General features: G+C 71.3%; 16 protein-coding genes and 1 pseudogene. 4 read left to right on the top strand and 13 right to left on the bottom strand.

Annotation, left to right across the window (positions count from 1 at the left end):
* Positions 1 to 19 precede the first annotated feature (19 nt).
* The 7 genes from KWI83_RS21220 to KWI83_RS21190 form a co-directional block, all read right to left on the bottom strand.
* The gene (locus KWI83_RS21220; protein ID WP_218515945.1) at positions 20 to 748 is read right to left on the bottom strand and encodes a hypothetical protein; all 729 of its coding nucleotides are present in this window, start codon (positions 746 to 748) and stop codon (positions 20 to 22) included.
* 36 nt (positions 749 to 784) lie between these two features.
* Positions 785 to 2,983 carry a glycoside hydrolase N-terminal domain-containing protein gene (locus KWI83_RS21215; protein ID WP_218515944.1) on the bottom strand — a complete coding sequence of 733 codons (2,199 nt, stop codon included), beginning with the start codon at positions 2,981 to 2,983 and terminating at the stop codon, positions 785 to 787.
* Positions 2,980 to 4,947: a beta-galactosidase gene (locus KWI83_RS21210; protein WP_218515943.1), complete on the bottom strand. Its 1,968-nt coding sequence runs from the start codon at positions 4,945 to 4,947 to the stop codon at positions 2,980 to 2,982. The genes KWI83_RS21215 and KWI83_RS21210 overlap by 4 nt, the downstream gene beginning before the upstream one ends.
* Positions 4,947 to 7,154 (bottom strand): sialidase family protein, encoded by a 2,208-nt coding sequence (locus KWI83_RS21205; RefSeq protein ID WP_218515942.1) that lies wholly within the window; start codon positions 7,152 to 7,154, stop codon positions 4,947 to 4,949. The genes KWI83_RS21210 and KWI83_RS21205 overlap by 1 nt, the downstream gene beginning before the upstream one ends.
* Before the next feature lie 127 nt (positions 7,155 to 7,281).
* A complete protein-coding gene (locus tag KWI83_RS21200; protein WP_218515941.1) occupies positions 7,282 to 8,235 on the bottom strand; it encodes a carbohydrate ABC transporter permease in 954 nt (317 codons plus the stop codon).
* A complete protein-coding gene (locus KWI83_RS21195; protein ID WP_218515940.1) occupies positions 8,232 to 9,278 on the bottom strand; it encodes a sugar ABC transporter permease in 1,047 nt (348 codons plus the stop codon). Before KWI83_RS21195 ends, KWI83_RS21200 begins: the two co-directional genes overlap by 4 nt.
* A gap of 26 nt (positions 9,279 to 9,304) precedes the next feature.
* The gene (locus KWI83_RS21190) at positions 9,305 to 10,993 is read right to left on the bottom strand and encodes an extracellular solute-binding protein (protein WP_218515939.1); all 1,689 of its coding nucleotides are present in this window, start codon (positions 10,991 to 10,993) and stop codon (positions 9,305 to 9,307) included.
* 380 nt (positions 10,994 to 11,373) lie between these two features.
* Between KWI83_RS21190 and KWI83_RS21185 the strand changes: the two genes are divergently transcribed.
* Together KWI83_RS21185 and KWI83_RS21180 are read left to right on the top strand one after the other, a co-directional pair.
* Positions 11,374 to 14,196 carry a glycoside hydrolase family 3 C-terminal domain-containing protein gene (locus KWI83_RS21185; RefSeq protein WP_218515938.1) on the top strand — a complete coding sequence of 941 codons (2,823 nt, stop codon included), beginning with the start codon at positions 11,374 to 11,376 and terminating at the stop codon, positions 14,194 to 14,196.
* A 116-nt stretch (positions 14,197 to 14,312) separates the two neighbouring features.
* On the top strand, positions 14,313 to 14,897 hold the full coding sequence (locus KWI83_RS21180; RefSeq protein ID WP_218515937.1) for an HD domain-containing protein: 585 nt from the start codon (positions 14,313 to 14,315) through the stop codon (positions 14,895 to 14,897).
* A gap of 127 nt (positions 14,898 to 15,024) precedes the next feature.
* On the opposite strand, the gene KWI83_RS21175 is transcribed toward KWI83_RS21180, so the two are convergent.
* From KWI83_RS21175 to KWI83_RS21165, 3 genes are all read right to left on the bottom strand, one after another.
* The gene (locus KWI83_RS21175) at positions 15,025 to 16,470 is read right to left on the bottom strand and encodes an aldehyde dehydrogenase family protein (protein WP_218515936.1); all 1,446 of its coding nucleotides are present in this window, start codon (positions 16,468 to 16,470) and stop codon (positions 15,025 to 15,027) included.
* Positions 16,471 to 16,624: 154 nt separating this feature from the next.
* The gene (locus KWI83_RS21170) at positions 16,625 to 18,193 is read right to left on the bottom strand and encodes a PucR family transcriptional regulator (RefSeq protein WP_218515935.1); all 1,569 of its coding nucleotides are present in this window, start codon (positions 18,191 to 18,193) and stop codon (positions 16,625 to 16,627) included.
* A 110-nt stretch (positions 18,194 to 18,303) separates the two neighbouring features.
* Positions 18,304 to 20,424 carry an ATP-binding protein gene (locus tag KWI83_RS21165; protein ID WP_218515934.1) on the bottom strand — a complete coding sequence of 707 codons (2,121 nt, stop codon included), beginning with the start codon at positions 20,422 to 20,424 and terminating at the stop codon, positions 18,304 to 18,306.
* 285 nt (positions 20,425 to 20,709) lie between these two features.
* Between KWI83_RS21165 and gabT the strand changes: the two genes are divergently transcribed.
* Both gabT and KWI83_RS21155 read left to right on the top strand, forming a co-directional pair.
* Entirely contained in the window at positions 20,710 to 22,044 is a 1,335-nt protein-coding gene (gabT, locus tag KWI83_RS21160) for a 4-aminobutyrate--2-oxoglutarate transaminase (RefSeq protein ID WP_218515933.1), read from the top strand.
* Positions 22,045 to 22,501: 457 nt separating this feature from the next.
* Positions 22,502 to 23,146 carry a phosphatase PAP2 family protein gene (locus tag KWI83_RS21155; protein ID WP_308122125.1) on the top strand — a complete coding sequence of 215 codons (645 nt, stop codon included), beginning with the start codon at positions 22,502 to 22,504 and terminating at the stop codon, positions 23,144 to 23,146.
* Here the strand turns inward: KWI83_RS21155 and KWI83_RS21150 are convergent.
* From KWI83_RS21150 to KWI83_RS21140, 3 genes and pseudogenes are all read right to left on the bottom strand, one after another.
* Positions 23,085 to 23,543 (bottom strand): annotated as a pseudogene (locus KWI83_RS21150) (chitinase); the annotation flags it as partial. The gene KWI83_RS21155 and the pseudogene KWI83_RS21150 sit on opposite strands and share 62 nt — an antisense overlap.
* 39 nt (positions 23,544 to 23,582) lie before the next feature.
* Complete coding sequence (locus KWI83_RS21145) at positions 23,583 to 24,035, bottom strand: bifunctional DNA primase/polymerase (protein WP_218515932.1); 453 nt, start codon at positions 24,033 to 24,035, stop codon at positions 23,583 to 23,585.
* Between the two features lie 113 nt (positions 24,036 to 24,148).
* Positions 24,149 to 25,585 carry an FAD-binding oxidoreductase gene (locus KWI83_RS21140; RefSeq protein ID WP_218515931.1) on the bottom strand — a complete coding sequence of 479 codons (1,437 nt, stop codon included), beginning with the start codon at positions 25,583 to 25,585 and terminating at the stop codon, positions 24,149 to 24,151.
* Positions 25,586 to 25,591: the final 6 nt, after the last annotated feature.

Raw genomic sequence — 25,591 nt, 5'->3', positions numbered from 1 at the left:
ACCGAGGCCTGGTCGCCGGTCAGCTGCTGCTGACCGTCAGGTTGTTGGTGCGGAAGTCCAGGCCGCCGGAGGACGAGGTGATCTCGAAGCCGAACTGCACGTCCCCGATGGTCTCGTTGCCCATCCAGCGCTTGGTGTCCTTGATCCACTTCAGGATGGGCAGGATCTGGACGGTGCCGGAGTTGGAGTCGGACGTGCGCAGGAACGAGAAGACGTCCCAGTACGTGCCGTCGGCCCGGTAGACCCGGCCCTTGTAGACGTTCCAGTTGTGACCGCCGAGCGTCGCGTTGCCCTGGTACGAGCCGAGCGCACCGACGGCACCGTGGTAGTTGACCCAGAGCATGATCTCGTAGTCGTAGTCCGTGTCCCAGACGTCGTACGAGGTGTTGTACGAACCCGCGGACGGGACCGTGACGTTGTAGCTGCTGTTCAGCGAGCCCAGGGAGGTGATCGACTTGTTGATCACCTTTTTGGCGTTGGGGTAGGACTTGATGCCGCCGGTGTTGGGGTGGTTGGCCCAGGCGCCCCAGTTGGTCCCGGAGTTGGCCCAGATGCACTGGCTGCCGGCGCCCTGGCCCCAGATGTTGTTGTAGAGCGTGTAGCCGTTCAGGCTGGTGTTGCCCCACTGGTCGCAGGAGTTCCAGACGGCGGCATGGGCCGGGGCGGAGGCGAGGCCGACGGTGGCGCCGAGTGCGAGCGCGGGGGCGAGCAGGGCCTTGGTGATTCTGCTCAGGGTGCGTGTTGCCATGGTGTCCCTTCCATGGGTGGGGGGAATTGCGGGGGATTACCACGCCCTCAGCGTGAGGACGTGGTCTTCTCCGGCGACGAGGTCGAGCGGCCGTGCGTCGCCGGAGGAAGTCCTGACTTCGATGCGGTGGGTGCGGGTGGGGCGGAGCCGCGCTGTGACGCCGTCCGGGCTCCAGGTGAGGTCGGCCTCCGCCCCGAAGCGGGTGCGGATGCCCCGGAGGCGGCCGTGCGGCAGGGCCGACGGGAGCGCGGGGAGCAGGACCAGGCGGTCGGGGGTGGACTGGATCAGCATCTCGATCAGCACGGCCGGGAGGGCGTGCGCGGCGTCCGCGTTGTAGACGTCCCGGTGGGGGTAGTGCGCGCTCATCAGGGACGCGTGGAAGTAGTCGCCCGCGAGCACCTGGCCGAGCGCGTGGGCGACCCGTTCGCCGTCCCGGAGGCGGGCGGCGACCAGGGCGTGGTGCAGATGACCGTGCGCGGAGTCGTTCTCGGCGCCGCGCAGTTCGAGCGCGCGGTGGGCGGCGGCCGCGAGGTCCGGGGTGTCGTACGGGTTGATCTCGTCCAGCGGCCAGACGCCGTAGAGGTGGCTGAGGTGCCGGTGGTCGTACGAGTCCTCCAGGCCCGGCCAGGCCCATTCGGCGAGCGCTCCGTCGGCGTTGATCCGGTGGGGCGGGAGACGGTCGGCGAGGGCGCGCCAGCGGTCGGCGTCCGGGGTCTCCGGGTGGTACGCGGCCGCCGTGCGCAGGGCGTGCCGGGCGGCGGAGAGGTCCATGGCCGCGTTGATCGCGCCCCAACTCGCGTTCGCGGGGCGGTTCTCGGGTGAGTAGGAGGGGACGACGACCAGGTGGCCGTCGGCGTCCGTGCGGGTGAGGAAGTCCTCGTAGAACCGGGCGAGTTCGGCGAGGGCGGCGGCGGTGCGGGGGTCGCGTTCGCCGCGGGTCTCGTCGTGGTCGACGAGGGGTTTGAGCAGCCAGTCGGCGCCCGCGGTCCACAGGTGCAGGGGGTATGCGCGGGAGAAGTGGTACGCGTGCCCGGACTCGCCGTCGGTGTGGGTGGGCGCGACGATGCCCCGGGCGCCGAAGACCGTGCGGGCGTTGTCGCGCCAGTGCGGCAGTTGCCCGTGGATCAGGGAGGCCAGGGCCTCGGTGACTTCGGGGAGGGCGGCGCAGGCCGCGGACGCCGTCTGGAGGTTGAGGTTGGCGTTGGTGGTGAGGGCGCCGGACCAGGCGGTGTTCCAGTCGCCGGTCCACAGGCCGGGGAGGCGGGGTGGTCGCAGGCCGCTGGAGGAGAGCAGGTGGTAGCGGCCCGCGGCGAAGAGGCGTTCGAGGAGAGCCGGGCTCTGGGGGTTTTTGAGCAACGCGGAGCCGGGCAGGGCGCGTTCGGCCGGGTCGGCGGCGAGATCGAGGGTGACGCGGGTGTAGGCGGTGCGGTGGTGGGCGAGATGCCGGGCGAGCAGGCCGTCGTACGGCCGTATGAGCTCGCGCAGTGCCCGGGTCTCCGCCACGACGTCCAGCTCGGCGGTGTGGCGTCTGGTGCGGGTGAGGAGCAGGACGGAGGCGGCGCCCTCGATGTGGACGCCGGGTGGGGTGAGGGTGGTGCTGCCGCCGGTGACCGCGACGAGGGTGAGGCCGGTGTACGCGCGGTCGCTGTCGGGGTAGTGGGCGCGGAGCGTGAGGGCGGCGCCTTCGGGGGTGAGGAGGGAGCCGTGGCTGAGGGCGAGGCCGGTGGGGGCGTTGGGGAGTTGGTGGTCCTGGTGGATGTCCAGGGTCGGGCCGGGGGACGTGATCTCGTGGACGATCACGTCGTCGGCGCGGGAGACGAAGACGCGGCTGGTCCAGTCGGAGGTGTGGGCGGTCACCTCGCCGGTGGCGAAGTCGACTTGTCGCCGGTAGTCGGTCGCCTCCCCGGTTCGGCGCTTCAGCCGGATCTGGAAGGCCGGATGGAAGGGCTGCACCCACTGGGTCGGCCGCCCGTCCGTGAAGCCCTCCGCCGCGGCGAGGTCACCGGCGAGCAACCGGTCCTGGAGGGTGGGGAGTTCCTCGGCCAGCTGAGGAGGGCGGGCGTGCTCGGAGCCGTTGGGGCGGACGAGGGTGTGATGGGTGACGATGACACGGTCGTCGTTCGGATCGCCGAACACAAGGATGCCGTGGTGGCCGTTGCCGCTCAGGAAGGCGTCCTCCCAGCGGGCGGCCGGGTGCGGCTCCCAGGTGCCGTGGACGGGGCCCGGCTGTGTCATGGCTTCAGCACCGCCACTCCGTAGCGGTCCAGGCGGACCTCGTCCTGGACGGTGGTATCGCCGAGCAGGTCGTGATGGGTGCCCGGCACGGGGACGGTGACCGGCTCGCGCCCGTGGTTGAGCACGAAGAGGAGATCACCCCGGCGTACGGCCTCCACGGTGGTGGGCAGTCCGTCGAGCACGGGGCGCACCTGCGCGTCGGCGGCGATCCGGGTGAGCAGCTCGCGCAGGGCGTCCGGCTCCGGGAGGGTCGAGACGTACCAGGCGCGGTCCTTGCGGAGGACGGCGGGGAGGCCGTCCAGCTCGCCGCCCTTGTACGGGACCGTCTCGGTGACCGACGGCTCCGCCTCGATCTCCTCCGACCACAGAGTGCCGTCGAAGCCGTCGCAGGCGACCGCCTCCCCCGCGTCCAGCGGCCACCACTCGTGCAGGGTGCGGATCCCGAACAGCTCGCGCAGCCGGGCGTCCATGCCGCCGGGGCGTACCCGGTCGTCCTCGTCGGCGACGCCGGTGAGGAAGCCGCAGACGAGGGTGCCGCCTTGGCGGACGTACGAGATGAGGTTGTCGATCGCCGTGTCCGTGAGGAGGTAGAGCTGGGGGGCGACGACCAGGCGGTAGCCGGTCAGGTCGTGCTCGGGGTGCGCGAAGTCGGTGGTGAGGTGGGCCTCCCACAGGGCACGGTGCCAGGCGCGGAGTACGGCCGGGTGGTCCACCTCGGTGGACAGGCGGCCGTCCTGGACACCGGCCCACCAGGCGTGCCAGTCGTGCAGGACGGCGACGTCGGCGCTGATGTGACGGCCTGTCACTTCCTGCGAGATCTTCGCCAGCTCCGCGCCGAGCTGCTTGACCTCCTGGTACGTCCGTCCCTGCTCCCCCGCGTGACTCACCATGCCGGAGTGGAACTTCTCCGCCCCCTGCCGGGACTGCCGCCACTGGAAGTAGCAGACGGCGTCCGCGCCCCGGGCCACGGCCTGCAGGGACCACAGGCGGTTCAGGCCGCGGGGCTTGGGGTGGTTCACGCCGCGCCAGTTGACGGGACCGGCGGCCTGCTCCATGAGCATCCAGGGGCCGCGGGCCTGGGAGCGGGTCATGTCCTGGATCAGCGCGCCTTGTTGTGCGCCGAGCGGGTCGCGCGGGTCCGGGTAGAGGTCGACGGAGACGACGTCCTCCTCCTCGGCCCAGCGCCAGGCGTCCTGGCCGATCCACAGCGGCATGAAGTTGCTGGTCACGGGGATGTGCGGGGTGTGGCAGCGGACGATGTCGCGCTCGGCGGCGTAGCACTCCAGGAGCATGTCGGAGGTGAAGCGCCGGAAGTCGAGGAGCTGGGTGGGGTTCTTCATGTAGTGGGCGTGACGTGGCGGCAGGATGCCGGTCCAGGTGTCGTAGCGCTGGCTCCAGAAGGCGGTGCCCCAGGCGCTGTTGAGGGCGTCGAGGGTGCCGTATCGGTCCTTCAGCCAGTTTCGGAAGCGTTCGGCGGCCTCGTCGCCGTAGTCGAAGGTGCAGTACTCGTTGTTGATGTGCCACATGGTGAGGGCGGGGTGGCCGCCGTAGCGGGCGGCCAGGTCCTCGGTGATGGCGGCGGCGTGGCGGCGGTAGGTGGCACTGGAGTGGGAGAAGTGCTGGCGGCCGCCCCAGAGTTCGACCCGGCCGTCGGCGTCGCGGGGCAGGGTGTCGGGGTGCAGCCGGCCCAGCCAGGGGGGCGGGGAGGCGGTGGGGGTGGCCAGGACGACGCCGATACCGCCCTCGTGCAGGAGGTCCATCAGGCGGTCGAGCCAGCCGAAGTTGCGCTCGCCCGGGGCCGGTTCGAGCTCGGACCAGGAGAAGACGCCGAGGGTGACGGAGTTGACGCCGGCGGCCTTCATCAGGCGTACGTCGTCGGGCCAGGTCTCCTCGGGCCACTGCTCGGGGTTGTAGTCGCCGCCGAAGAGGAGGCGGCCCCGGGTGACGTCGGTCAGGTTCGGCATCAGACGGGCTCCCCGTACTGGATGCCGCGCCCGTTGGTGGCCAGGTACACGCGGCCGTAGACGCGCGGGTCGCCGGTGATGGTCTCGCCGATCCAGCCCCACTGGTGCTGGTCGTCGTTGATCCGCACCCAGGTCCTCGCCTCGTCGTCGGAGCGGTAGACGGCGGTGAGGTCCTCGGTGGAGCCGACCTGGTAGATCGCCGGGTAGTTGGCGCCGTCGGCGGCCTTGCCGAAGCCGAGGGTGTACGAGGCCCAGCAGCTGTCGACCTTGGTGAAGGTGGCCCCACCGTCGGTCGAGCGGTACAGGCCGTTCCACTTGGCGGAGAGCCACAGGTGACCGCCACGTCCGGGGGCGGCGACGATCTTGAACTGGCTGTCCCCGGAGGGCAGGCCGCCTGCACGCTCGGTGAAGGTGAGGCCACTGTCAGTGCTGGCGTACAGCGTTCCTGTGTCGGTGTCGTACGCGTAGAAGAGCGTCGGGTCGGCCGGGTCGGCGACCGGCGTGGCGCCCTTCGGGAAGGAGGAGACCTCGGACCAGGTCGCGCCGTTGTCGGCGGATCGGTGGGTTGCGTACTTCGTGCCGTCCCAGTGCACGAAGGACCACAGCAGCGCGCTGCCGTCCGCGTTGGTGGCGATCGGCCCCGGTGCGTTCTTGGCGATGTCGGGCTGGGCCTTGAAGGGCGCCCAGGTCCGCCCGCCGTCGTTCGAGTAGGCGCCGTTGCCGTGGTCGCCCCAGCCGGCCCGCACGACGTACGACGGTCTGGCCGCGGCCTGCGCGAGTCCCGTCGCCGACCCGAACACGGGGTTCGTCGCCATGCCGCGCGACGGAGACGCCGTGAGCCGCTCGTGGTACATCACGCCGATGTCCCCGAGTCCGCTGATCAGGTGCGCCTCTCCGGCCGGGGGCGAGATCAGCTGGCGCACGGCCGTCTCCTCCAGGCCGCGGATCTGCGGGGCCCAGCGCCTCAGGTCCCGCGTGCCGTAGAGGGTGGCGCCGGTGCCGTAGACGATGTGCTTCGAGTCGTACGGGTCGACGGCGAGCGCCTGGATCCACCAGCCGAACTTGGGCTGGTCCCCGCCCCACTTGAGGAAGGGGGTCTCGGACACGTCGAACACAGCGGTGTCCTTCAGTGAGGTCCAGCTGCGCCCGCCGTCGGTGGACCGGTAGAGGGTGTCGACGGCGGCCCACCGGTTGTTCGTGGACACCACGACGGTGCCGGGGCGGCGGGCGTCGACGGCGACGCCGCCGTAGCCGAAGGTGTCGGTGGAGCCGTCGGCGGCGGTCCCGCCGGGCTTCACCGGGGTGACGTCGGTCCAGGTGCCGGACGCCGTCGTGAGCCGGTGCACGCTGCCGTCGGACTGGCCGTTGGGGCCGGGGGCGTTGGCGTACGTCACGTACAGCGCGCGGGTGTGGCAGTCGTAGGCGGCGCGGATCGGGACCTTGGCGTGCGCGCCGGTGGGCTGACCGGGTACGGCCGTCCAGGTGCTGCCGTCGGTGGTGCGGTACAGGTTGGCGGAGGTGCCGTCGCCGTCGCCCCAGCCTGCGTAGACGGCCCGCCCGGCGGCGACGAGGAGGGTGACGCCCTGCCCGGTGGCGCTCGGCGTGGCCGGGAAGCCGGTCGCCGGTGCCCAGGTGGCGCCCCGGTCGGTGGACTTGAGCAGTCCGTCGTGCCGGGTGCCGAGCCACAGGGTGTCGCTGTCGCGCGGATCCACGAGCAGCCGCTCGCCGGTGCCCCGGCCGTCCTCGTTGGCGCCGAGCTTCACGGTGAGGTCGGTACGGGTCCAGGTGGCGCCGCGGTCCTCGGAACGCAGGATCGCGCCGTTCCCGGCCCAGGACTGGGTGTAGGTGCCGAGGGCGAGGTAGAGGCGGTTGCGGTGAGCGGGGTCGACGGCCATCGCCTCGACCCCGAGGAGGTTCCAGTCGTCCCAGCCGAGGTGGTCGGTGAGCGGCGTCCAGCGTGCGGCGCGGTCGTCCCACCGGTACGCGCCCCCGATGTCCGTGCGCGCGTAGGCGAGGCCGCGCACGGAGGGGTGGAAGAGGACGCCGGTGATGAATCCGGTGCCGCCGATGACGGCGTTGCGCCAGCGGTAGGTGGGGGCGGTCGCTGCGTGGGCGGCCGAGATTCCCATGCCGGGAACAGCGGTGAGCGCGGCACCGGCGGCGACCCCGGCAAGAACGGCGCGCCTACTGGGCTGGAACATGTGCATGACATACCTCGCTACGAATGTGGGGGACGGAGAACGCCCTCAGGGGCGCGGGGAACTGCGCGACAAGCCACAACGTGCCGACAGCCAAAGGACAGCGGAAGCCCCCCGCACCCCACCAGCTCGGGCTTCAGCCCTTGACCGCTCCCGTGAGCATGCCCTTCTTGAAGTGCCGCTGGACGAAGGGAGAGAGGACGGCGACCGGGAGGAGGGCCAGGACCATGACGGCCATCTGGATGGCGATCGGGGAGAGTTGACCTGTGTTGATCTGTGTCTGAAGGCCGACGGGGCGTTCCTGCATCTGGACCAGCTGGATCATCACGTTCTGCAGCGGCATCATCTCCTGGTCCGTCAGGTAGATCGACGCGTTGAACCAGGCGCTCCAGTAGCCCACGGCGTAGAAGAGCGCGATCACCGCGAGGACCGCGCGCGACAGCGGGAGCACGATCTTCCACAGGATGCGCCAGTCGCCCGCGCCGTCGATCCGTGCGCTGTCGATGAGTTCCTGGGAGATGTTCATGAAGAAGGCCCGCAGGACCAGGATGTTGAACACGCTCACCGCGCTGGGCAGGATCAGCGCGAGATAGGTGTCCATCAGTCCGAGCGCCTGCACCAGCAGGTAGGTCGGGATGAGGCCCGCCCCGAAGAACATGGTGGCCAGCAGCGTCATCAGGATCCAGCGGTGACCGAGCGAGCCGCTGCGGGAGAGGCCGTAGGCGCACAGCACGGACACCGTCATGCTGAACAGCGTGCCGACCACCGTGACCCCGACGCTGACCAGCGCGGCCTTCTGTACCTGGCCACCGCCGAGGAGTTCCTGGTAGGCGACGAAGGTGATGCCCTTCGGGATCACCACCAGACCGCCTGCCTCGTCGATGGTCTTCTTCGACTGGAGGCTGGTGACGATGACGATCCACAGGGGGAAGAGAATCGCGAAGCAGGCGATCCCCAGGACGAGGCCCTTGCCCGCCAGTCCGGCCTTGGACGGCTCCTCCTCCCAGACCGGCCGGGGCGGTGCCGCCCAGGGGTTGGGCTTCCTGACGCGCGGCGTGTCGTCGGCCCGTTTGTCGAGGACGGCGCTCATTTCTTGTACACCCCCTGCTCACCCATCAGATGGGCGACCTTGTTCGCGGTCAGCACCAGCGCCAGGCCCACCACGCCCTTGATGAGGCCGGCTGCGGCGGCATAACTGAAGTCCTGGTTGCGGATGCCGTTCCACCACACATAGGTGTCGAGGACGTCGGACGCGTCGACTCCCACCGCCTGTCGTTGGAGCAGGAACTGCTCGAAGCCGACGCTGAGGGCGTCTCCGACGCGCAGCACCAGCAGCAGGGCGATCACCGGGCGCAGGGCGGGCAGGGTGATGTGCCACATGCGCCGCCAGCGCCCCGCGCCGTCCATGGCGGCGGCCTCGTACAGGTCGTTGGAGACGGACGAGAGCGCGGCGAGGAAGACGATGATGCCCCAGCCCGCGTCCTTCCAGATGATCTCGAAGGTGACCAGGTACTTGAACAGCTCCGGGTTGGTCATCAGGTCGAAGCCCTCGTAGCCGTGCTGGCGGAGGGTCTGCGCGATGATGCCCGCGCCGCCGAAGATCTGCATGAAGACCGTGACGACGAGGACCCAGGAGAAGAAGTGCGGGAGGTACATGACCGCCTGGGCGATCGCCCGGACCCGGGGCCTGACCACGCTGTTGATGAGCAGCGCGAGCAGGATGGGGATCGGGAAGTAGAGCACGAGCTGGAGGAAGAAGAACACGAAGGTGTTCTGCACCGCGTGCCAGAAGGCCGTGTCCCCGAAGATCCGCTCGAACTGCTCGAAGCCGATCCAGGGGCTTTCGAGGATGGCGACGAAGCCGTTCTCGCTGAGGTAGGGGTCGTAGTCCTGGAAGGCGACCACATTGCCGAGGATCGGTACGTAGTTGAAGACCAGGACCAGCAGCACCGCCGGCAGTGTCATCAGCAGCAGTGTGCGGTCACGCCGGAATCTGAGCCCGAAACCCAGTTTTCCCGACCGCCCGGGCTGTTTCCCGCCCCTGGACCGGCGTCCGGCGGCGCCGCCGGACGCCGCCGGAGTCTTCTCGGTCTTCGCCTCGGACCTGCTCCGAGGCACCGTGCTGTGGGACACGGCCTTCTCCTTGCGTCGGTCCCGGGTCAGTTCGCCGAGCCGGAGTCGTCGAGCAGCTTCTGGTACCAGTCGCGCAGGCCGTCGCCACCCTTGCTCTTCCAGTCGGACACGGCCTGCTGCACATCGCTGATCTTCTTGCGGCCGCGCACGACGTCGTCCTCCAACTGCTCGAAGTTGTCGGCGAGGTTGCTCCAGCGGCTGGGCTCGGTGATGGTGAGCCCGAAGAAGGAGGTCTTCTTGGTGAAGGCGCCCATGCGCTGCTGCCACTCGACCATGCCCCTGGTGACGTCCGGGAAGTCGGGGTAGGCGATGTACGGGGCGGGGTTGCCGGTGTAGTCGAAGGCGCCGTTGACCTCGTTGACGCCCTGCTCGGTCTTGACCGGCAGACCGTCCTTCATGTCGTAGTCGGTGCCCTCGACGCCGTAGGCGGTGAGCATGAACTCCTTGGTGCCGTACGGCGCGGCGCAGTAGTTGCAGACGGCGAGGAAGTCCTTGATCTGCTGCTCCGTCGCGTTCTTGCTCACGAAGGTGAAGATGTTGGCCGGCTGGTTCGCCCACAGCGAGGGGTCGCCGCCGTCGGCGCCGAAGATGTCGAACGCGGCCGCCTCGAACTCCGGGTTCTGGGTGCGCTGTTCGGCCATCTTGCCCCACCAGTCGGAGATGTTGTTGTTGTAGACCAGCACCTCCCCGGCGGTGAAGCGGTTGCCCGCGGTGCCTCCGGCCTTGCCCTGGACCGCGTCCGGGTGGACCACCCCGGCCGCGTACAGCTTCCGGACCCACTCCAGGGCTTCCAGGTACTCCTCGGTCTCGACGCGGTTGACCAGCTTGCCGTCCCGCAGGTTCCACCACAGCGCCTTGTCGCTGCCCGGGTAGACGCTGAAGATGCTGAACGCCGACCACTTCATGTCGTCGCAGGCCCAGACCTTCGACTTGGCGTCGGTGGCCTCCTTGGCCCAGGACAGGAACTCGTCGGGGCTCTTCGGGACGCTGTAGCCCTTCTTCTCGAAGAGGTCCTTGCGGTACAGGGGCGCGATGTCCGTGACGTACGAGCCGGGCATCGGGATCGCGCGCAGCTGGCCGCCGAAGATGCCGCGCTGCCAGGCCTCGGTGGGGACGGCGGCGAGGTTCGGGTAGTCCTTGACCTTGTCGCCGGACAGGTAGGGGCCGAGGTCGGCGAACTTGGCGTTGATGGCGCTGGGTATCCGGCCGTTCAGGTTCCAGCCGGGCACGACCACGACATCGGGGATGTTGCTGCCGGCGAGGACCGCGCCGAGCTTCTGGTCGTAGGTGACGCCGTCCTGGTTCTGCCAGGTGACCTGGACGCCGATGGCCTCGTTCATCGCCGTGTAGTACGGGTTGTCGCCCTTCGGCGGGGTGCCCCAGAACGGGGACATGATCGTGAGCTTGCCGCCGCTGCCCAGCTTCTTCGGCACCGAGGTCTTCAGGTCGGCGGTCGCGATCGCCTTGGTGAAGCCCGCCGCCGACCCGTTCTTCGCCGGAATGTCCGGCGCCACCACGCTCGACGCCACGAACGCCGGAAGGATCTTCTGGGCGTCCTTCCCGGAGGTCGTACCGTCCTTCCGGCCCTCCTGCGATCCCCCGCAGGCGGCCAGCAACGGCATCCCCCCGCCCACCGCGACGGCGGCGACCGCCGTGGAGGCGAGGAAGCTTCTCCGGCTCGGGGCGGCGGAGGCGGAAGCGGCGTTCGGCGTCATTGCGTCAACCCTTCGTGGCGCACCAGGACACCCGGCGGTGGGGCCGTCGGCTGCGGTGTCTTGAGTGGAACTGGCTGAGCTGAAGCGGGCCTTCGGTCCTCGGAGGAATGCGCACTCCGCGGCGGCAGTCCTCGTAGTCGAAGCGCTTCGATGTTGCTGCGAGGTTAAGTGAACACCGGGGGGTACACAAGGGTCGCTTCGAAGATTCCTCCGAGGTATGGCGGATCCGCCAAGGTCCCGCACACGTACCGGCACGCCTTGAAATGTCGGCAGGGAGGCCGAGTTGTTGCGTCAAGGTGTCTTGACACCCACCCGCCCGTCGAATGAGCATCGAAGCGCTTCGAAAGCGCCTCGCCGCTCCATCGCAAGGGGAATCCCACGTGACCGCACAAACGCCGCCTACGCCGCCTTTCCGCGATCCGCGTCTGCCGTTCGCGAAGCGCATCGACGACCTGCTGTCGCGGCTCACCCTGGACGAGAAGGTCGCCTTCCTGCACCAGTTCGCGCCCGCGGTCGAGCGGCTCGGCGTCCAGGCCTTCCGCACCGGCCAGGAGGCGCTGCACGGCGTGGCGTGGATGGGCCCCGCGACGGTGTTCCCGCAGGCGGTCGGCCTCGGCGCCACCTGGAATCCGGATCTCGTACGACGGGTCGGCGAGGCCGTGTCCCAGGAGGTGCGCGCCATGCGCGCCCGCGACGAGCGGGTCGGCCTCAACGTCTGGTCGCCGACGGTGAACCTGCTGCGCCACCCGCTGTGGGGCCGTAACGAGGAGGGATACTCCGAGGACCCGAAGCTCACCTCGGCGATCGCCACCGCCTACACCCACGGCCTGCGCGGCGACCACCCGACGTACTGGCGTACGGCCCCCGTCCTGAAGCACTGGCTCGCACACAACAACGAGACGGACCGCTCCACCGCGTCGAGCTCGGTCCGTCCGCGCGTGCTGCACGAGTACGACCTGCGCGCCTTCCGCGAGAGCGTCGAGGCGGGCGCGGTGGCCGGGGTGATGCCGGCGTACAACCTGGTCAACGGCCGCCCGAACCACCTCTCGCCGTATCTGCGCGAGCAGTTGCGCACCTGGACCGACGAGGACCTGCTGGTCTGCTCGGACGCGGGCGCCCCCTCCAACCTGGTCGACTCCGAACACTACTTCGACACGCACGAGGAGGCGACGGCGGCCGCGCTGCTCGCGGGCGTGGACAGCTTCACCGACCACGGCACCGACAGTTCGCAGATCGTCGCGAGGGTCCGGGGCGCGCTGGAAGAGGGGCTGGTGACCGAGGCCGACATCGACGCCGCCGTCCGCCGCCAGCTCTCGGTCCGCTTCCGGCTCGGCGAGTTCGACGGCTACGAGGAGGCCGGCGCCTTCGACACGCCGGAGCATCGCGCGCTCGCACGGGAGGCCGCCGAGCAGGCGGTCGTCCTGCTCAGGAATGACGGTGTGCTGCCGCTCGCGCAGGACACCCGGATCGCCGTGGTCGGTCTGCTCGCCGACGAGTGCAAGCTCGACTGGTACAGCGGCACGCTCCTGCACCGGTCCACACCCCTGGAGGGTCTGTACGAGCGGTTCGGCGCCGACCGGGTGGAGTTCGCGGAGGGCGTGGACCGGGTGCGGCTGAGGACCTCCGCCGGTACGTTCCTCCACGTGCCCGCGGCGGAGGCCGCCGACGAGGTGCGCGGCGCCGAGGGCGCCCTCGACCCGGCCCTCCTCGCGGGCCGCACCGACCTGCCGCCCCTGACCACCGACGCCACCGGCACCGAACTCGCCCTCATCGACTGGGGCGAGGGCGTCCTGACCCTGCGCGCCCCCGACGGCCGCTACCTGTCCGTCGCCGAGGACGGCTACGTACGCGCCTCCGCCGACCAGCCCGGCGGCTGGGTGGTCCAGGAGACATTCCACCTCGAACCCCATGAGAACGGTCACCTCCTGCGGCATCTGGGCACGGGTCGCCATGTCTGTGTCGCCGCCGACGGCGTGAAGGTTGCCGAGGAGAACCCGGAGATCTTCGAGGTCGTCCACGTCGAACGCGGCGAGGAGGCGGTGGCGCGGGCCGCGGCCGGGGCGGACGTGGTCGTGGTCGTCGCGGGCAACGACCCGCACATCAACGGCCGCGAGACCGAGGACCGTACGACGCTGCGCCTGCCCGAGCACCAGGAACGCCTGCTGCGCGCCGCCCGGGCCGCGAACCCGCGCACGGTGCTGGCCCTGGTCTCCGCCTACCCGTACGCGATCGACACGACCCCGCTCCCGGCCGTCCTCTGGACGGCACACGGCGGCCAGGCAGCGGGCACCGCCCTGGCCCGCGTCCTGGCGGGCGACGTGTCCCCGGCGGGCCGCCTCCCCCAGACCTGGTACGCCGACGACGCCGACCTGCCCGACCTCCTCGACTACGACGTGATCGGCAGCCGGCAGACGTACCTCTACTTCGAGGGGACACCGCTGTTCCCCTTCGGCCACGGCCTGTCGTACACGTCCTTCTCGTACGCCGATGTCGCGGCCCGCGTCGAAGGCGAGGCGGTGCACGTCTCCTTCACGGTCACCAACACCGGCGACATGACCGCCGACGAGGTGACCCAGGTGTACGGCCACGCCGCCGACCCGTCGGTGGTCCGCCCACGCCGCGAACTGCTCGACCACCGGCGAGTGACGCTGCGCCCCGGCGCGAGCGAGGAGCTCACCTTCCGAATCCCACTTCGTTCCCTGTCGGTCTGGGACGTGGCCCATGGCAGGTGGCGCCTGGAACCGGGCGCGTACGACATCCTGATCGGCGCCTCCAGCGAGGACATCCGCCTGCGGACGACCGTGACACTCGACGGCGAGCCCGCGACGCCGCGTGCCGTCGTCCGACGCGGCCTGGAGGCGGCGGACTTCGACGAGCAGAGCGGCACGGAGATCGTCGACCGCACGAAGACGTCGGGCGACGCGGTGACGCCGGTGGACGGCGGCAGCGGCGAACTCGTGTATCGCGCCTGTGACTTCGGCACCGGGGTCACCGAGGTGACGGTGCAGGTGGCGGGCGAGGGCAGGGTCGAGCTGTCCCTCGACGGGGGTGCGACGCTGGCGACGGTCACGCTGGGCACGCCGACCCCGGGCCCGTACGACTACACGACCGTGTCCGCCGACATCACCGTCACCGGCGTCCACGACGTCCACCTCAGACTGCGCGGCCCTCTGCGGCTGGCGCATGTCGGCTTCTCCGGTTGAGGGTCCGGACCAGGCCGACACAGGGAAGGGGCCCGGCACCGGAAGGCATCGGTGCCGGGCCCCTTCGGGACGACGAGCTCGCGTCACGGGAGAGCCTACCTGAAAATGGTTCCCATGTGACAGAGGCGTCGGCGTTGCGGTTCTACGCCGACTCGGGGCTGCTGCGTCCTGCCGAGGTCGACCCGGCATCGGGCTACCGCTGCTACAGCGCCGACCAAGTGGCGCGGGCAACGGCGCTGCGGCGCACCTCGCTGATCGCCTCGGTGATCGCCAAGGTGGAAGGCGCTGACCCCGCCAGGGCGGCGTTCCTCGCCGTCCGGCACGACACCGGCGAGACCCGCACCGGTGACGTCAACCACCTCGGGAAGAAGTACACCGAGAGCGAGGCCGACCCTCGGGACATCGTCGCCGACCAGGTGGCAGCGTTCCCCGAGGGCTTGGCCCAGGTGGTCACCGAGGTGATCGCCGAGTACGAGGCCAAGGAGTCACCCGAGGCGGTCTGCGCCCGGGACGCCGACAAGCTGGAGTGCATGCTCCAGGGCATCGAATACAGGGCGCAGGGCTACGAGAACGCTCAGCGGTGGATCGACAACAGCCGGGGCCGGATCGTCACGAAGGCGGGTCAGGCCCTGGCGGATGCTGTCCTGAAGACCGGATCGCTCGACTGGCTCCGCGCCGCTCTCGGCGAGACCCAGCGCTGACCCCGGCTCTCGGGGCCGCACCGGCGAGCCCATCGCCTGCGCCAGTTGCCGCAGGTGAGAGCGCAGACATACGACAACGGCCGGAGCCCCCGCACAGTGGGCTCCGGCCGTTGGACCTTGGGAGGTGTCAGAGCGCCAGGCCGGTGAGGACCAGGACGCGCTCGTAGGTGTAGTCGTCCATCGCGAAGCGGACGCCCTCGCGGCCCACGCCCGACTGCTTGGCGCCGCCGTACGGCATCTGGTCGGCGCGGTAGGAGGGAACGTCGCCGACGATCACGCCGCCGACCTCCAGGGCGCGGTGCGCGCGGAAGGCGGCCTGGACGTCGTGCGTGAAGACGCCCGCCTGGAGGCCGTACTTGGAGTCGTTGACGGCGGCGAAGGCCTCGGCCTCGCCGTCCACCTTCTGCACCGTCAGGACCGGGCCGAAGACCTCCTCGCAGGCGATCGTGACATCGGCCGGTACGTCGGTGAGGACGGTCGGCGCGTACGAGGCGCCGTCGCGCTTGCCGCCGGTGAGCAGCTTGGCGCCCGCCTGGACCGCCTCGTCGACCCAGGACTCGACGCGCTGGGCGGCGTCCTCGCTGACCAGCGGGCCGACGTCCGTCGTGGGGTCGGAGGGGTCGCCGGTGACCTGCGCCTCGACGGCGGCGACGATGCGCGGGAGGAGACGGTCGTACAGCGACGCGTCGGCGATCACGCGCTGCACCGAGATGCAGGACTGGCCGCCCTGGTAGTTGGAGAAGGTGGCGATGCGGTTCGCCGCCCAGTCAAGGTCCTCGTCGCTCGCGTAGTCGGCGAGGACGACGGCCGCGCCGTTGCCGCCCAGCTCCAGCGTGCAGTGCTTGCGCGGCACCGAGTCCATGATCGCATAGCCGACCTTCTCGGAACCGGTGAAGGAGATGACCGGCAGGCGCTCGTCCTGGACGAGGGCGGGCATGGCCTCGTTCGGGACCGGGAGGATGCTCCAGGAGCCTGCCGGGAGGTCCGTCTCGGCGAGCAGGTCACCGATGACCAGGCCGGACAGCGGGGTGGCGGGCGCGGGCTTGAGGATGATCGGCGCGCCGGCGGCGATGGCCGGGGCGACCTTGTGGGCGCACAGGTTGAGCGGGAAGTTGAAGGGCGCGATGCCGAGGACGACGCCCTTCGGGAAGCGCCGGGTCAGGGCGAGCCGGCCCTGGCCGCCGGCGTCGGTGTCGAGGCGCTGGGCCTCGCCGCCGTTGAAGCGGCGGGCCTCCTCGGCGGCGAAGCGGAAGACGGACACCGCGCGGCCGACCTCGCCGCGCGCCCACTTGATCGGCTTGCCGTTCTCGGCGGAGATCAGCTGGGCGATCTCCTCGGTGCGCTCGACCAGTCGCCTGCTGACGTGGTCGAGGGCGGCGGCGCGGACATGGGCGGGAGTCGCGGCGAAGGCGTCCCGTACGGCGTACGCGGCGGCCACGGCTTCCTCGACCTGGGCGTCGGTGGGCACGCTGACCTTGCCGACGAGCCGGCCGTCCCACGGGGAGGTGACGTCGAAGGTGTCCTGGCCGGTGGCCTGACGGCCGGCGAGCCAGAAGGCGTGGGTGGGGGTCATGAGTCCCGGCCCCTTCCGCGTAGAGGTGTGCTTGAAGTTCGGCGTTCCCGGTCCACGGTAGGGGTGCGGGGCGGGTAGTGCGGTTGTCCGATTCGTAGCAGTGGAGGGCGGGGGTGCACCGCTTTGGCCTCCTCGCTGCGCCAACAAGAGACGCCTACTCCGCCGACGTCGCCTTCAGGGCCAGCCACAGCTCCATCCGCACGTCCGGATCGTCCAGCGACCGCCCGAGGATCTCCTCCACGCGCCGCATCCGGTAGCGCAGGGTGTGCCGGTGGACGCCGAGGTCGGCGGCGGCCGCGTCCCACTGGCCGTGCCGGGACAGCCAGGCCCGCAGGGAGGCGACCAGGTCCCCCCGGCCGGTGGCGTCGTGCTCGTGCAGCGCGCGCAGCAGGCCGTCCGCGAAGGCGCGGACCGCGTCGTCGGCGAGCAGCGGCAGGACCGACCCCGCCGCCAGCCGCTCGTGCTCGACCAGCACCCGGCCCCGGCGGCGGGCCACCGACAGCGCCTGCTCTGCCTGCTTGTACGCGGCGGCCGCCGCGATCGGCCCGGCCGGCGCCGACAGGCCGATGACCAGGTCGTCCTCCTCCCCCGCCGACGGCTCCTGTCCCGCCCGGGCGGCCTCCCGCCCCGCCGCGTACTCCCCGCACGCCGCGACCGCCGCGCCCCCGTCCGCGGCCAGCACCACCAGCCGCTCCCCCTCCCCCTCGGGAACGACCAGCACCGACTCCCCCGACCGGGCCGCGGCCGCCTCCACCGCCTCGGTGATGCCCGCGTGCCCGGCGGCGCACTCGGCGAGCACGATCCGGTAGGGCGCGTCGAGGAGGTCGCCGTACAGATCACCGGCGACGGCGCGGGCGTGGTCCGGCTGACCGGCGAGCAGCATCCGCAGCACGGCGGCCCCGATCCGCTGCTCGGCGGCCTGCAGGGAGCGGGAGCGTTCGGTGGTCAGGGTGAGCAGGGCGATGGCCGAGTGGAGGGCGTACCGCTCGGCGGTGCCGAGGGCGGCCGCCGTGCCGACGGCGAGGGCGCCGCGGGGGCGGCGGCCGGTGCCGATGGTGTGCAGTTCGACGCGGTCCTCGTGCTCGGGGCCACCGACCACCGAGCTGGCCGGGGCCGGCCGGTCCCGCAGCCGCTCCACGTCCGCCGTGAGCCGCGCGGCCCGGCGGCCGGCCCACTCCGGTGCGGCGGCCACGACGGCGCCCGAGGCGTCGTAGAGCGCCGCCCATCCGTCGACCTGCGCGGCGAGCACGGCGAGCAGCCCCTCGGGGCCCTCGCTCAGCGCCTGCTTGGTCAGTTCCCGCTGCGCCGCGAAGCCCGCCGTCACCGCCCGGTACTGGTCGGCGGCGATGGCGGCCGACACGGCCTTGGTGATGGCGAGGAACGGGGTGCGGCGGGGGACCTCCAGCAGCGGCAGGCCCTCCTCCTCGGCCGCGTCGACGAGCGCCTCGGGGATCTCGTCGTAGTTCACCCCGACCGCGAAGCCCAGCCCGACGACACCCGCCCCGACCAGCCGCTTCACATAGCGCCGCATGGTCTGGGGATCCTCCGCGTCCAGCTTCAGCGCGGTGATCAGCAGCAGTTCCCCGCCCTCCATGTACGGCACGGGGTCGGCGAGCTCGCTGACATGTGCCCAGCGCACGGGCACGTCCAAGCGGTCCTCGCCCGCCCGCACGGTGAGTTTCAGCGTGGAGTGGTGGACGAGTGAGGCGAGCGTGGGGGGCATCGGGCCTTCAGTCTGCGGGGGTGGGCTGATCGTGGTGATCTTTTGGCCGCCACGTATGAACGACCTGTGTCGATTCTGCCGCACCGTACGGTCCCGGCACCCCGAAATCGTCAGTCGCGCAGATCCACCAGCAGCGGCGGCGCGTGCTCACCCTTCACGTTCGTCAGCGACAGCACGGCATGCCCGGGCGGCACCGCGTGCGCCAGCTCGGACGCGGACCACCGCTCCCGCTCGACCTGCCGCACGGTGACCGCCCGGGCGGTCGGCGCCTTCCCGGTGATCACCCGGCGCAGCATGTGCACGGCCTTGCCCGCCGGGGTCTCGGCGATGATCTGCCGGTCGGTGACGTCCCGGGCCTCGGTCCACTCCTTGCCCCACACCTCGGCGAAGTCCTGCCCGTCCCACGGGGTGAGCCCGGACAGCGCGACCCTGCATCCGGTGGCCCCGAGCAGGGGGCCACGCAGCGGGCGCGGTACGTCGTCCAGGGTGCGCAGGGTCAGTACGGCCCCGGCGTGCGCCGACCGCAGCCGCTGGATGCCCCGGACGGCCTCCGGCGTCACGACGCCGGTCGCGTCGTCCAGGATCAGGCAGGCGAACAGCGAGCGGTCCTCCCGTACCGCCACGCTCGCCGTGAACTGCGCCAGCACCAGCCGCGCCAGCATCCGCGAGGCGTCGGCGTGCCCGCGTTCGGGCAGGTCGATGCGGACCCGCACCGGGTGGTCGAGGGCCTTCAGGGAGAACGGCCGGGACTGTCCGGACGTGTCGAAGAACCCAGCGAAGGCGGGACGGTCCAGCAGCGCCACCCGGTCGGCGAGCACGCCGCTCACGTCTCCCGGCCGGCCCGTCTGCCGCTCGCGGGCGTCGAGTTCACGCAGCAGGGAGTCCTGCCCGGCCTGCTGCAGCGCCGTACGCAGCTCACCCATCGGGCCGGGCGCGCCGTCGAGGAGCCCGCGCAGTTCCGGTACGGAGGGGAAGCGGCCGTGGACCGCGCGAAACGGGCCGAGGAGCTGGGCCAGCACCGTGGTGGAGCGGCGGCTGTCACTGCCCGGGTGCGGGTCGGCGAGGTCCCCGACCAGCGCCTCGGCCAGGATGGCGGCGACCTCGTCGGGGTCGGTGGTGCCGCCGTACAGGTCGAGGTCGTGGACGGACTCCGGGTTGCCGATGCGTACGACGACGTCGTAGGCGTCGGCCGGGCCGAGCATGGCCCCCGCCGCTCCGACGACCACGACGGCGGCGCGTCCGGCGAGCGCCTGCAGGCAGAGCGACTCGGCGAGCGGGCGGACGACGGTGCCGGTCTTGCCGGAGCCGGCCGGGCCGACGGCGAGGAGTGAGGTGCCGAGCAGGTCGGGGCCGAGGGCGAGGCCGGTGCCGCGGTAGGCGTAGGGGTTGCGGGCGTCGTCGGCGGTGGTGCCGAGCCGGACCTGGCCGGTGACCAGGTCGTGCCGGGCGAGCCGGGCGGGCAGGTCGCGTTCGCCGGAGGGGTGCAGGCAGGCGGCGGCGCCGTCCTTCAGCACGGCCGAGGTGAACGAGGCGAGGCTGTGCCGCCCGCTGCGCACGCCCTGCCAGGCCCGCGCGATGCGCGCGTGGTCCACGTCCCGCATGAGCCCGGCCCGCGCGTCACGCGCCAGCCGCTCGGCGGCCTCCACCGCACCGGCGGCGCGGAGCTGGTTCCACGCGGCGGGGTCGTCCGCGGGGGCGGGGGCCGTCTGCCGGGGCCGCGGGCGCCGGAAGCGGGGGGCCACGAAGCGGCGCCAGACCTCGCCCCAGCGGCCGAGACGGCCCGCCGCGACCATGATGGCCAGGGCGACGAGCACCTGGTAGCCCTGGTAGACGACGACATTGCCGACCTGGCCGATCCGGCTGTCGCCGCCGCGCCAGGAGTCGGGGACGATCAGGTCGAACGGAATCCACCACCAGGTGCCGAGGTAGCCGTTCTGCAGCAGCGACCAGATCAACCAGCCGACCAGGAAGGCGATCAGAGCCCCGCTGATCAGCTGACGCCCGGGAATCACCTCCGGCTCCTCGTCGGGCCGCGGCCGGTACCCGAACCGCCACACCCCGGGCGCCGCCTCCGGCCGGGGCGTGCGCAGCCAGGTGAGGAAGGCGGAGCCGTCCGGCCGGGGCGGCACCGAGGGCCGCGGCGGCACAGCGGGGGGTTCCGGCGGCCCGGCCGGTCGCGGCACGGGGTTGGCCTGTGCGCGCCGCGCGTCCTGCGTCCCGTCGCTGTCCATCGCCCTTGCCCCCTGACCAGCCGCTCCGTCCACCATCAGCGAGCCAATCTAACGCCCTCGCAAGGGCAGTTCGGCGATTGCGCGCCGGGGCCGCGCCGACGGGTCCCCACCACGCTATGTCCACCACGGACAACCCGTTCCGGCGACAACGCCCACATGGAGCATGCCCACACCCCATCCCCGGCCCTAGCCTGCGAAGAAACAAGGCAAGCGTCCGAAAACCCCCACCCGGAATGTTCGGTTCATCCGGAATGGCCGGTCCGCAAGATCATCAGGGAGCCCCTCATGACCGCAATCCCGCAGGAGCGCCGCGTCGTCACCGCCATCCCCGGCCCGAAGTCGCTTCAGCTGCAGGCCCGTCGCACCGCCGCGGTCGCCCAGGGCGTGGGCTCCGTGCTGCCGGTGTTCACCGCGCGCGCGGGCGGCGGAATCATCGAGGACGTCGACGGCAACCGGCTGATCGACTTCGGTTCGGGTATCGCCGTGACGTCCGTCGGCGCGTCCGCCGAGGCCGTCGTACGCCGGGCGAGCGCCCAGCTCACCGACTTCACGCACACCTGCTTCATGGTCACGCCGTACGAGGGGTACGTCGAGGTCGCCGAGGCGCTGGCCGAGCTGACGCCGGGTGACCACGCCAAGAAGTCCGCGCTGTTCAACTCCGGCGCCGAGGCCGTCGAGAACGCCGTCAAGATCGCCCGTGCGTACACCAAGCGGCAGGCCGTCGTGGTCTTCGACCACGGCTACCACGGCCGTACGAACCTCACCATGGCGCTGACCGCCAAGAACATGCCGTACAAGCACGGCTTCGGCCCGTTCGCGCCCGAGGTCTACCGGGTGCCGGTGGCGTACGGCTACCGCTGGCCGACCGGCCCGGAGAACGCGGGCCCGGAGGCCGCCCAGCAGGCCATCGACCAGATGTCCAAGCAGGTCGGCGCCGACAACATCGCCGCGATCGTCATCGAGCCGGTGCTCGGTGAGGGCGGCTTCATCGAGCCGGCCAAGGGCTTCCTGCCCGCGATCGTGAAGTTCGCGAACGACAACGGCATCGTGTTCGTCGCCGACGAGATCCAGTCCGGCTTCTGCCGCACCGGCCAGTGGTTCGCCTGCGAGGACGAGGGCATCGTCCCGGACCTGATCACCACCGCCAAGGGCATCGCGGGCGGTCTGCCGCTGGCCGCCGTGACGGGTCGCGCCGAGATCATGGACGCCGCGCACGCCGGTGGCCTGGGCGGCACCTACGGCGGCAACCCGGTCGCCTGCGCCGGTGCGCTCGGCGCCATCGAGACGATGAAGGAACTGGACCTCAACGCCAGGGCGAAGAACATCGAGGCGGTCATGAAGTCCCGCCTCACCGCCATGGCCGAGAAGTTCGACATCATCGGCGACGTGCGGGGCCGTGGCGCCATGATCGCCATCGAGCTGGTGAAGGACCGCGCCACCAAGGAGCCCAACCCGGAGGCCACCGCCGCGCTCGCCAAGGCCTGCCACGCCGAGGGCCTGCTGGTCCTGACCTGTGGCACCTACGGCAACGTGCTGCGCTTCCTGCCGCCGCTGGTCATCGGCGAGGACCTGCTGAACGAGGGCCTCGACATCATCGAGCAGGCGTTCGCACGCATCTGAGCGCGCGTCCGAGCGCCCATCTGAGCACCGGCCTGTTCATCCCGCGCCCCACGTCAGGGCGTGTGAAGAACGTGTGGGAGGTGGATGGCGGGTCGGGATTCCGCCTGTCGCACCCGCGGCGCCTGCCGTAGGTTCTGACGCAGATGAGAGACACCCCGCCCGCAGGGAACTGTGGGTGACATCAGGCCGGGGCCTCCCCAGCTTCGACCTGGTCGTGCCTCGCGCACACCACCGGGGCCCTCGGCCCCGGGTCTCCTCACCGATCGGACGGTCGCTCGCCCCAGACCCCCCGGGGCGCGCGACGTTCCGGTCAGGACGGCCGCTGGGAGCGGTACGCCCCTGAAAGGCCGGCGCACACCCCCCCTTGCGCCGGCCTTTCGGCCTGTTCGGGTGCCTTGCGGCGCCAGTGGTGCATACCTGTGACACCACCGCCGTCCCACCTGCGAAGCTGTTCCCCGTGCTTCCTGTGTTGCTCGCGCTGCCCGCCGTCCTCTTCGCACTGATCACCTGGCAGGTCGTCGCCGACGGGCCGCTGGTGCGGCTGGACGAGCGGCTCAGCCGTGTGCTCGTCCAGCCGGACCGGTTCTCCGAGCTCCTCGCCGATCTGGGCAACGTCCAGGTCGCCGTCCCCCTGCTCGTCCTGGTCACCGGGTACACCGCGTGGCGGGCCCGGGGCGCGGGGACGGACCGCTGGTGGCTGCCGGGGGCCGCCGCCGTCGTCCTCATGGCGCTCGTACCGGTCCTCGTCGTCCCGCTCAAGGAACTGACCGACCGCCCCGGCACCCCGGTCGTCCCCCCGGCCGTCGGCTACTACCCCTCCGGTCACACCGCGACCGCCGCGGTCGCCTACGGATGCGCGACCCTGCTCCTCCTCCCCCGGCTGAACGGCCCCTACGTCCGCCGCGCGCTGCTCGCCGTCTGCCTCGCCCTCAATCTGGGCGTCGGCTTCGGGCTGGTCCGGCGCGGCTACCACTGGCCCCTGGACGTCGTGGCCAGTTGGTGCCTCTGCACTGTCATGATCAGCGGCTACGTGCTGTACGTCAGCCGAAGCAGCCGTCGAACGTTCGCTGGAACTCCCAGTTCGCGTACCGGTCCCAGTTGATCGACCACGTCATCAGGCCGCGCAGGGCGGGCCAGGTGCCGTGGGTGGCGTACGAGCCGCAGTTGGTCTTCTTGGTCAGGCAGTGGAGGGTCTTCACGACCTCGGCCGGGGGGACGTGGTGGAAGTCGGCGCCGCCCATGGAGTGGTACTGGCTGTCGAGACCCATGACCGGGCCCGAGCTGTAGTCCTGGACGTGCAGCAGGGTGAGGTCGTCGCGCATCGCGTGGATCACCGGGAGGTACGCGCCCGCCCTCGGGTCCTGGCCGCCCCACGTGCCGGTGCCGTAGTACTGGTGGCCGAGCTGGACGAAGAAGGTCTCCGGCGCCATGGTCAGCACGAAGTCGTCGCCGTACCGCGCCTTGAGGGTCTTCAGCGCCGAGATCAGGTTCACGATCACCCATGCCGTCGATCGTCTGCGGCACTTCCAGCGGAGCGCTCAGTCCCCCTCCTGCGTCGCCAGACCTGCCGCCGCCTCGTGCATCGCCAGTTCCAGCAGGGTCGGGTCCGTCAGCGTGCCCGAGCCGTCCGGTGGGACCAGCCAGCGGACCTTGCCGGTGGAGCGGCCCGGGTAGGGGACGACGATCCAGACCCCTGCTCCGGCGGTGCGGATGCCCGTGCCGACCCAGCGGGACGCCGTGCCCGGCGGTACGAAGAACCCCGTCCGGGCGTCCCCGAAGTCGACGAGCACCGGGCCGGGTCGGTCGAGGATGCGGGTGAGGACGTCCAGCGTGCGATGGCCGAGCGCGCCCGGCAGGATCAGTACGTCCCAGGCCAGGCCGGCGGGCAGCAGCGCGACCCCCAGGGGGTTGCGCTCCCATTCCCAGCGGCAGGCCTCGGGGTCCGGTGCGACGGATGCCAGCCACTCGACCGCCGTCTTCGCGCCTGTCATGAGGAGACCTCCCTCTCTGCTCGTGGACGCTGGTCGCGTCACGAGGGAGAGGGAGGTCTCCCGCAGGCATTACGCGGGTTTCCCCACCCAACTGTGGGTGAGCTGGGTCACGCTCAGCTGTCGAAGCCCAGCCCCAGCCGGTCCATCGTCCGCAGCCACACGTTGCGCCGCCCGGCGTGGGCGTCCGCCCTGGCCAGCGACCACTTGGTGAGGGCGATGCCGGTCCACGCGAACGGCTCCGGCGGGAACGGCAGCGGCTTCTTGCGCACCATCTCCAGTTCGGTGCGCTCGGTCCGCTCCCCCGCCAGCAGGTCCAGCATCACGTCGGCACCGAAGCGGGTGGCGCCCACGCCGAGGCCCGTGTAGCCCGCCGCGTACGCGACCCTGCCGCCGTGTGCCGTGCCGAAGAACGCCGAGAACCGCGAGCAGGTGTCGATCGCGCCGCCCCAGGCGTGGGTGAAGCGGACGCCCTCCAGCTGCGGAAAGCAGGTGAAGAAGTGCCCGGCGAGCTTGGCGTACGTCTGAGGGCGGTCGTCGTACTCGGCGCGCACCCGGCCGCCGTACGGGTAGATCGCGTCGTAGCCGCCCCACAGGATGCGGTGGTCGGCGGAGAGCCGGAAGTAGTGGAACTGGTTGGCGCTGTCCCCGAGGCCCTGCCGGTTCTTCCAGCCGATCGCCCCGAGTTGCTCGGCGGTGAGCGGTTCGGTCATCAGGGCGTAGTCGTAGACCGGAACGGTGTACGCGCGGACACGTCTGACCAGGCTCGGGAAGATGTTCGTGCCGAGCGCGACCTTGCGGGCGCGGACCTGGCCGTAGGGGGTGCGTACGGCCATCCCGGCGCCGTACGGCTTCAGGGTGAGGGCGGGGGTGTGCTCGTGGACGCGCACGCCGAGGTCGAGGCAGGCCCGCTTCAGGCCCCAGGCGAGCTTGGCGGGGTGGAGCATGGCGACGCCGCGGCGGTCCCAGAGGCCCGCCTGGAAGGTCGGTGAGTCGACCTGTGCCCGTACCGCTTCGGCGTCCAGGAACTCCACGCCGTCGGCGAGGCCCTTGCGCTCCATCTCCTCGTACCGGTCGCGCAGTTCCCACGCCTGGTAGGTCTCGGTGGCGACGTCGAGCTCGCCGGTGCGCTCGAAGTCGCAGTCGATGGAGTAGCGGGCGACCGCCGCCTCGATGCCGTCGAGGTTGCGGGCGCCCAGCTCCTGGAGCTTGTGGATCTCGTCGGGCCAGCGGGTCAGGCCGTTGGGCAGGCCGTGGGTGAGGGAGGCGGCGCAGAAGCCGCCGTTGCGGCCGGAGGCGGCCCATCCCACCTCGCGGCCTTCCAGCAGGACGACATCGCGCCCGGGGTCGCGCTCCTTGGCGTTGAGCGCGGTCCACAGTCCGCTGTAGCCGCCGCCGACGACCAGCAGGTCGCAGGTCTCGGCGCCGGTCAGCGCGGGCTCGGGGTGGGGCCTGCCGGGATCGTCCAGCCAGTACGGGACCGGCTGGGCTTCGGAAAGGGACGTCGTCCAGTTGTCGTTGTCGTTGCCACGGCTCATGGCGCTTGGGGCCATGATTTC

This window comes from Streptomyces sp. TRM70350 (genome assembly GCF_019219825.1).
In the GTDB taxonomy this organism is placed as follows: Bacteria; Actinomycetota; Actinomycetes; order Streptomycetales; family Streptomycetaceae; genus Streptomyces.
Note: the sequence above shows the minus strand (reverse complement) of the source record. Positions and strands in the feature narration are given on the sequence as shown.

What these genes read in the sequence shown, in the direction of transcription:
- KWI83_RS21220 (WP_218515945.1), bottom strand. Translation starts at nt 748, where the DNA reads ATGGCAACACGCACCCTGAGCAGAATCACCAAGGCCCTGCTCGCCCCC.
- KWI83_RS21215 (WP_218515944.1), bottom strand. Translation starts at nt 2,983, where the DNA reads ATGACACAGCCGGGCCCCGTCCACGGCACCTGGGAGCCGCACCCGGCC.
- KWI83_RS21210 (WP_218515943.1), bottom strand. Translation starts at nt 4,947, where the DNA reads ATGCCGAACCTGACCGACGTCACCCGGGGCCGCCTCCTCTTCGGCGGC.
- KWI83_RS21205 (WP_218515942.1), bottom strand. Translation starts at nt 7,154, where the DNA reads ATGCACATGTTCCAGCCCAGTAGGCGCGCCGTTCTTGCCGGGGTCGCC.
- KWI83_RS21200 (WP_218515941.1), bottom strand. Translation starts at nt 8,235, where the DNA reads ATGAGCGCCGTCCTCGACAAACGGGCCGACGACACGCCGCGCGTCAGG.
- KWI83_RS21190 (WP_218515939.1), bottom strand. Translation starts at nt 10,993, where the DNA reads ATGACGCCGAACGCCGCTTCCGCCTCCGCCGCCCCGAGCCGGAGAAGC.
- KWI83_RS21175 (WP_218515936.1), bottom strand. Translation starts at nt 16,470, where the DNA reads ATGACCCCCACCCACGCCTTCTGGCTCGCCGGCCGTCAGGCCACCGGC.
- KWI83_RS21170 (WP_218515935.1), bottom strand. Translation starts at nt 18,193, where the DNA reads ATGCCCCCCACGCTCGCCTCACTCGTCCACCACTCCACGCTGAAACTC.
- KWI83_RS21165 (WP_218515934.1), bottom strand. Translation starts at nt 20,424, where the DNA reads ATGGACAGCGACGGGACGCAGGACGCGCGGCGCGCACAGGCCAACCCC.
- gabT (WP_218515933.1), top strand. Translation starts at nt 20,710, where the DNA reads ATGACCGCAATCCCGCAGGAGCGCCGCGTCGTCACCGCCATCCCCGGC.
- KWI83_RS21145 (WP_218515932.1), bottom strand. Translation starts at nt 24,035, where the DNA reads ATGACAGGCGCGAAGACGGCGGTCGAGTGGCTGGCATCCGTCGCACCG.
- KWI83_RS21140 (WP_218515931.1), bottom strand. Translation starts at nt 25,585, where the DNA reads ATGGCCCCAAGCGCCATGAGCCGTGGCAACGACAACGACAACTGGACG.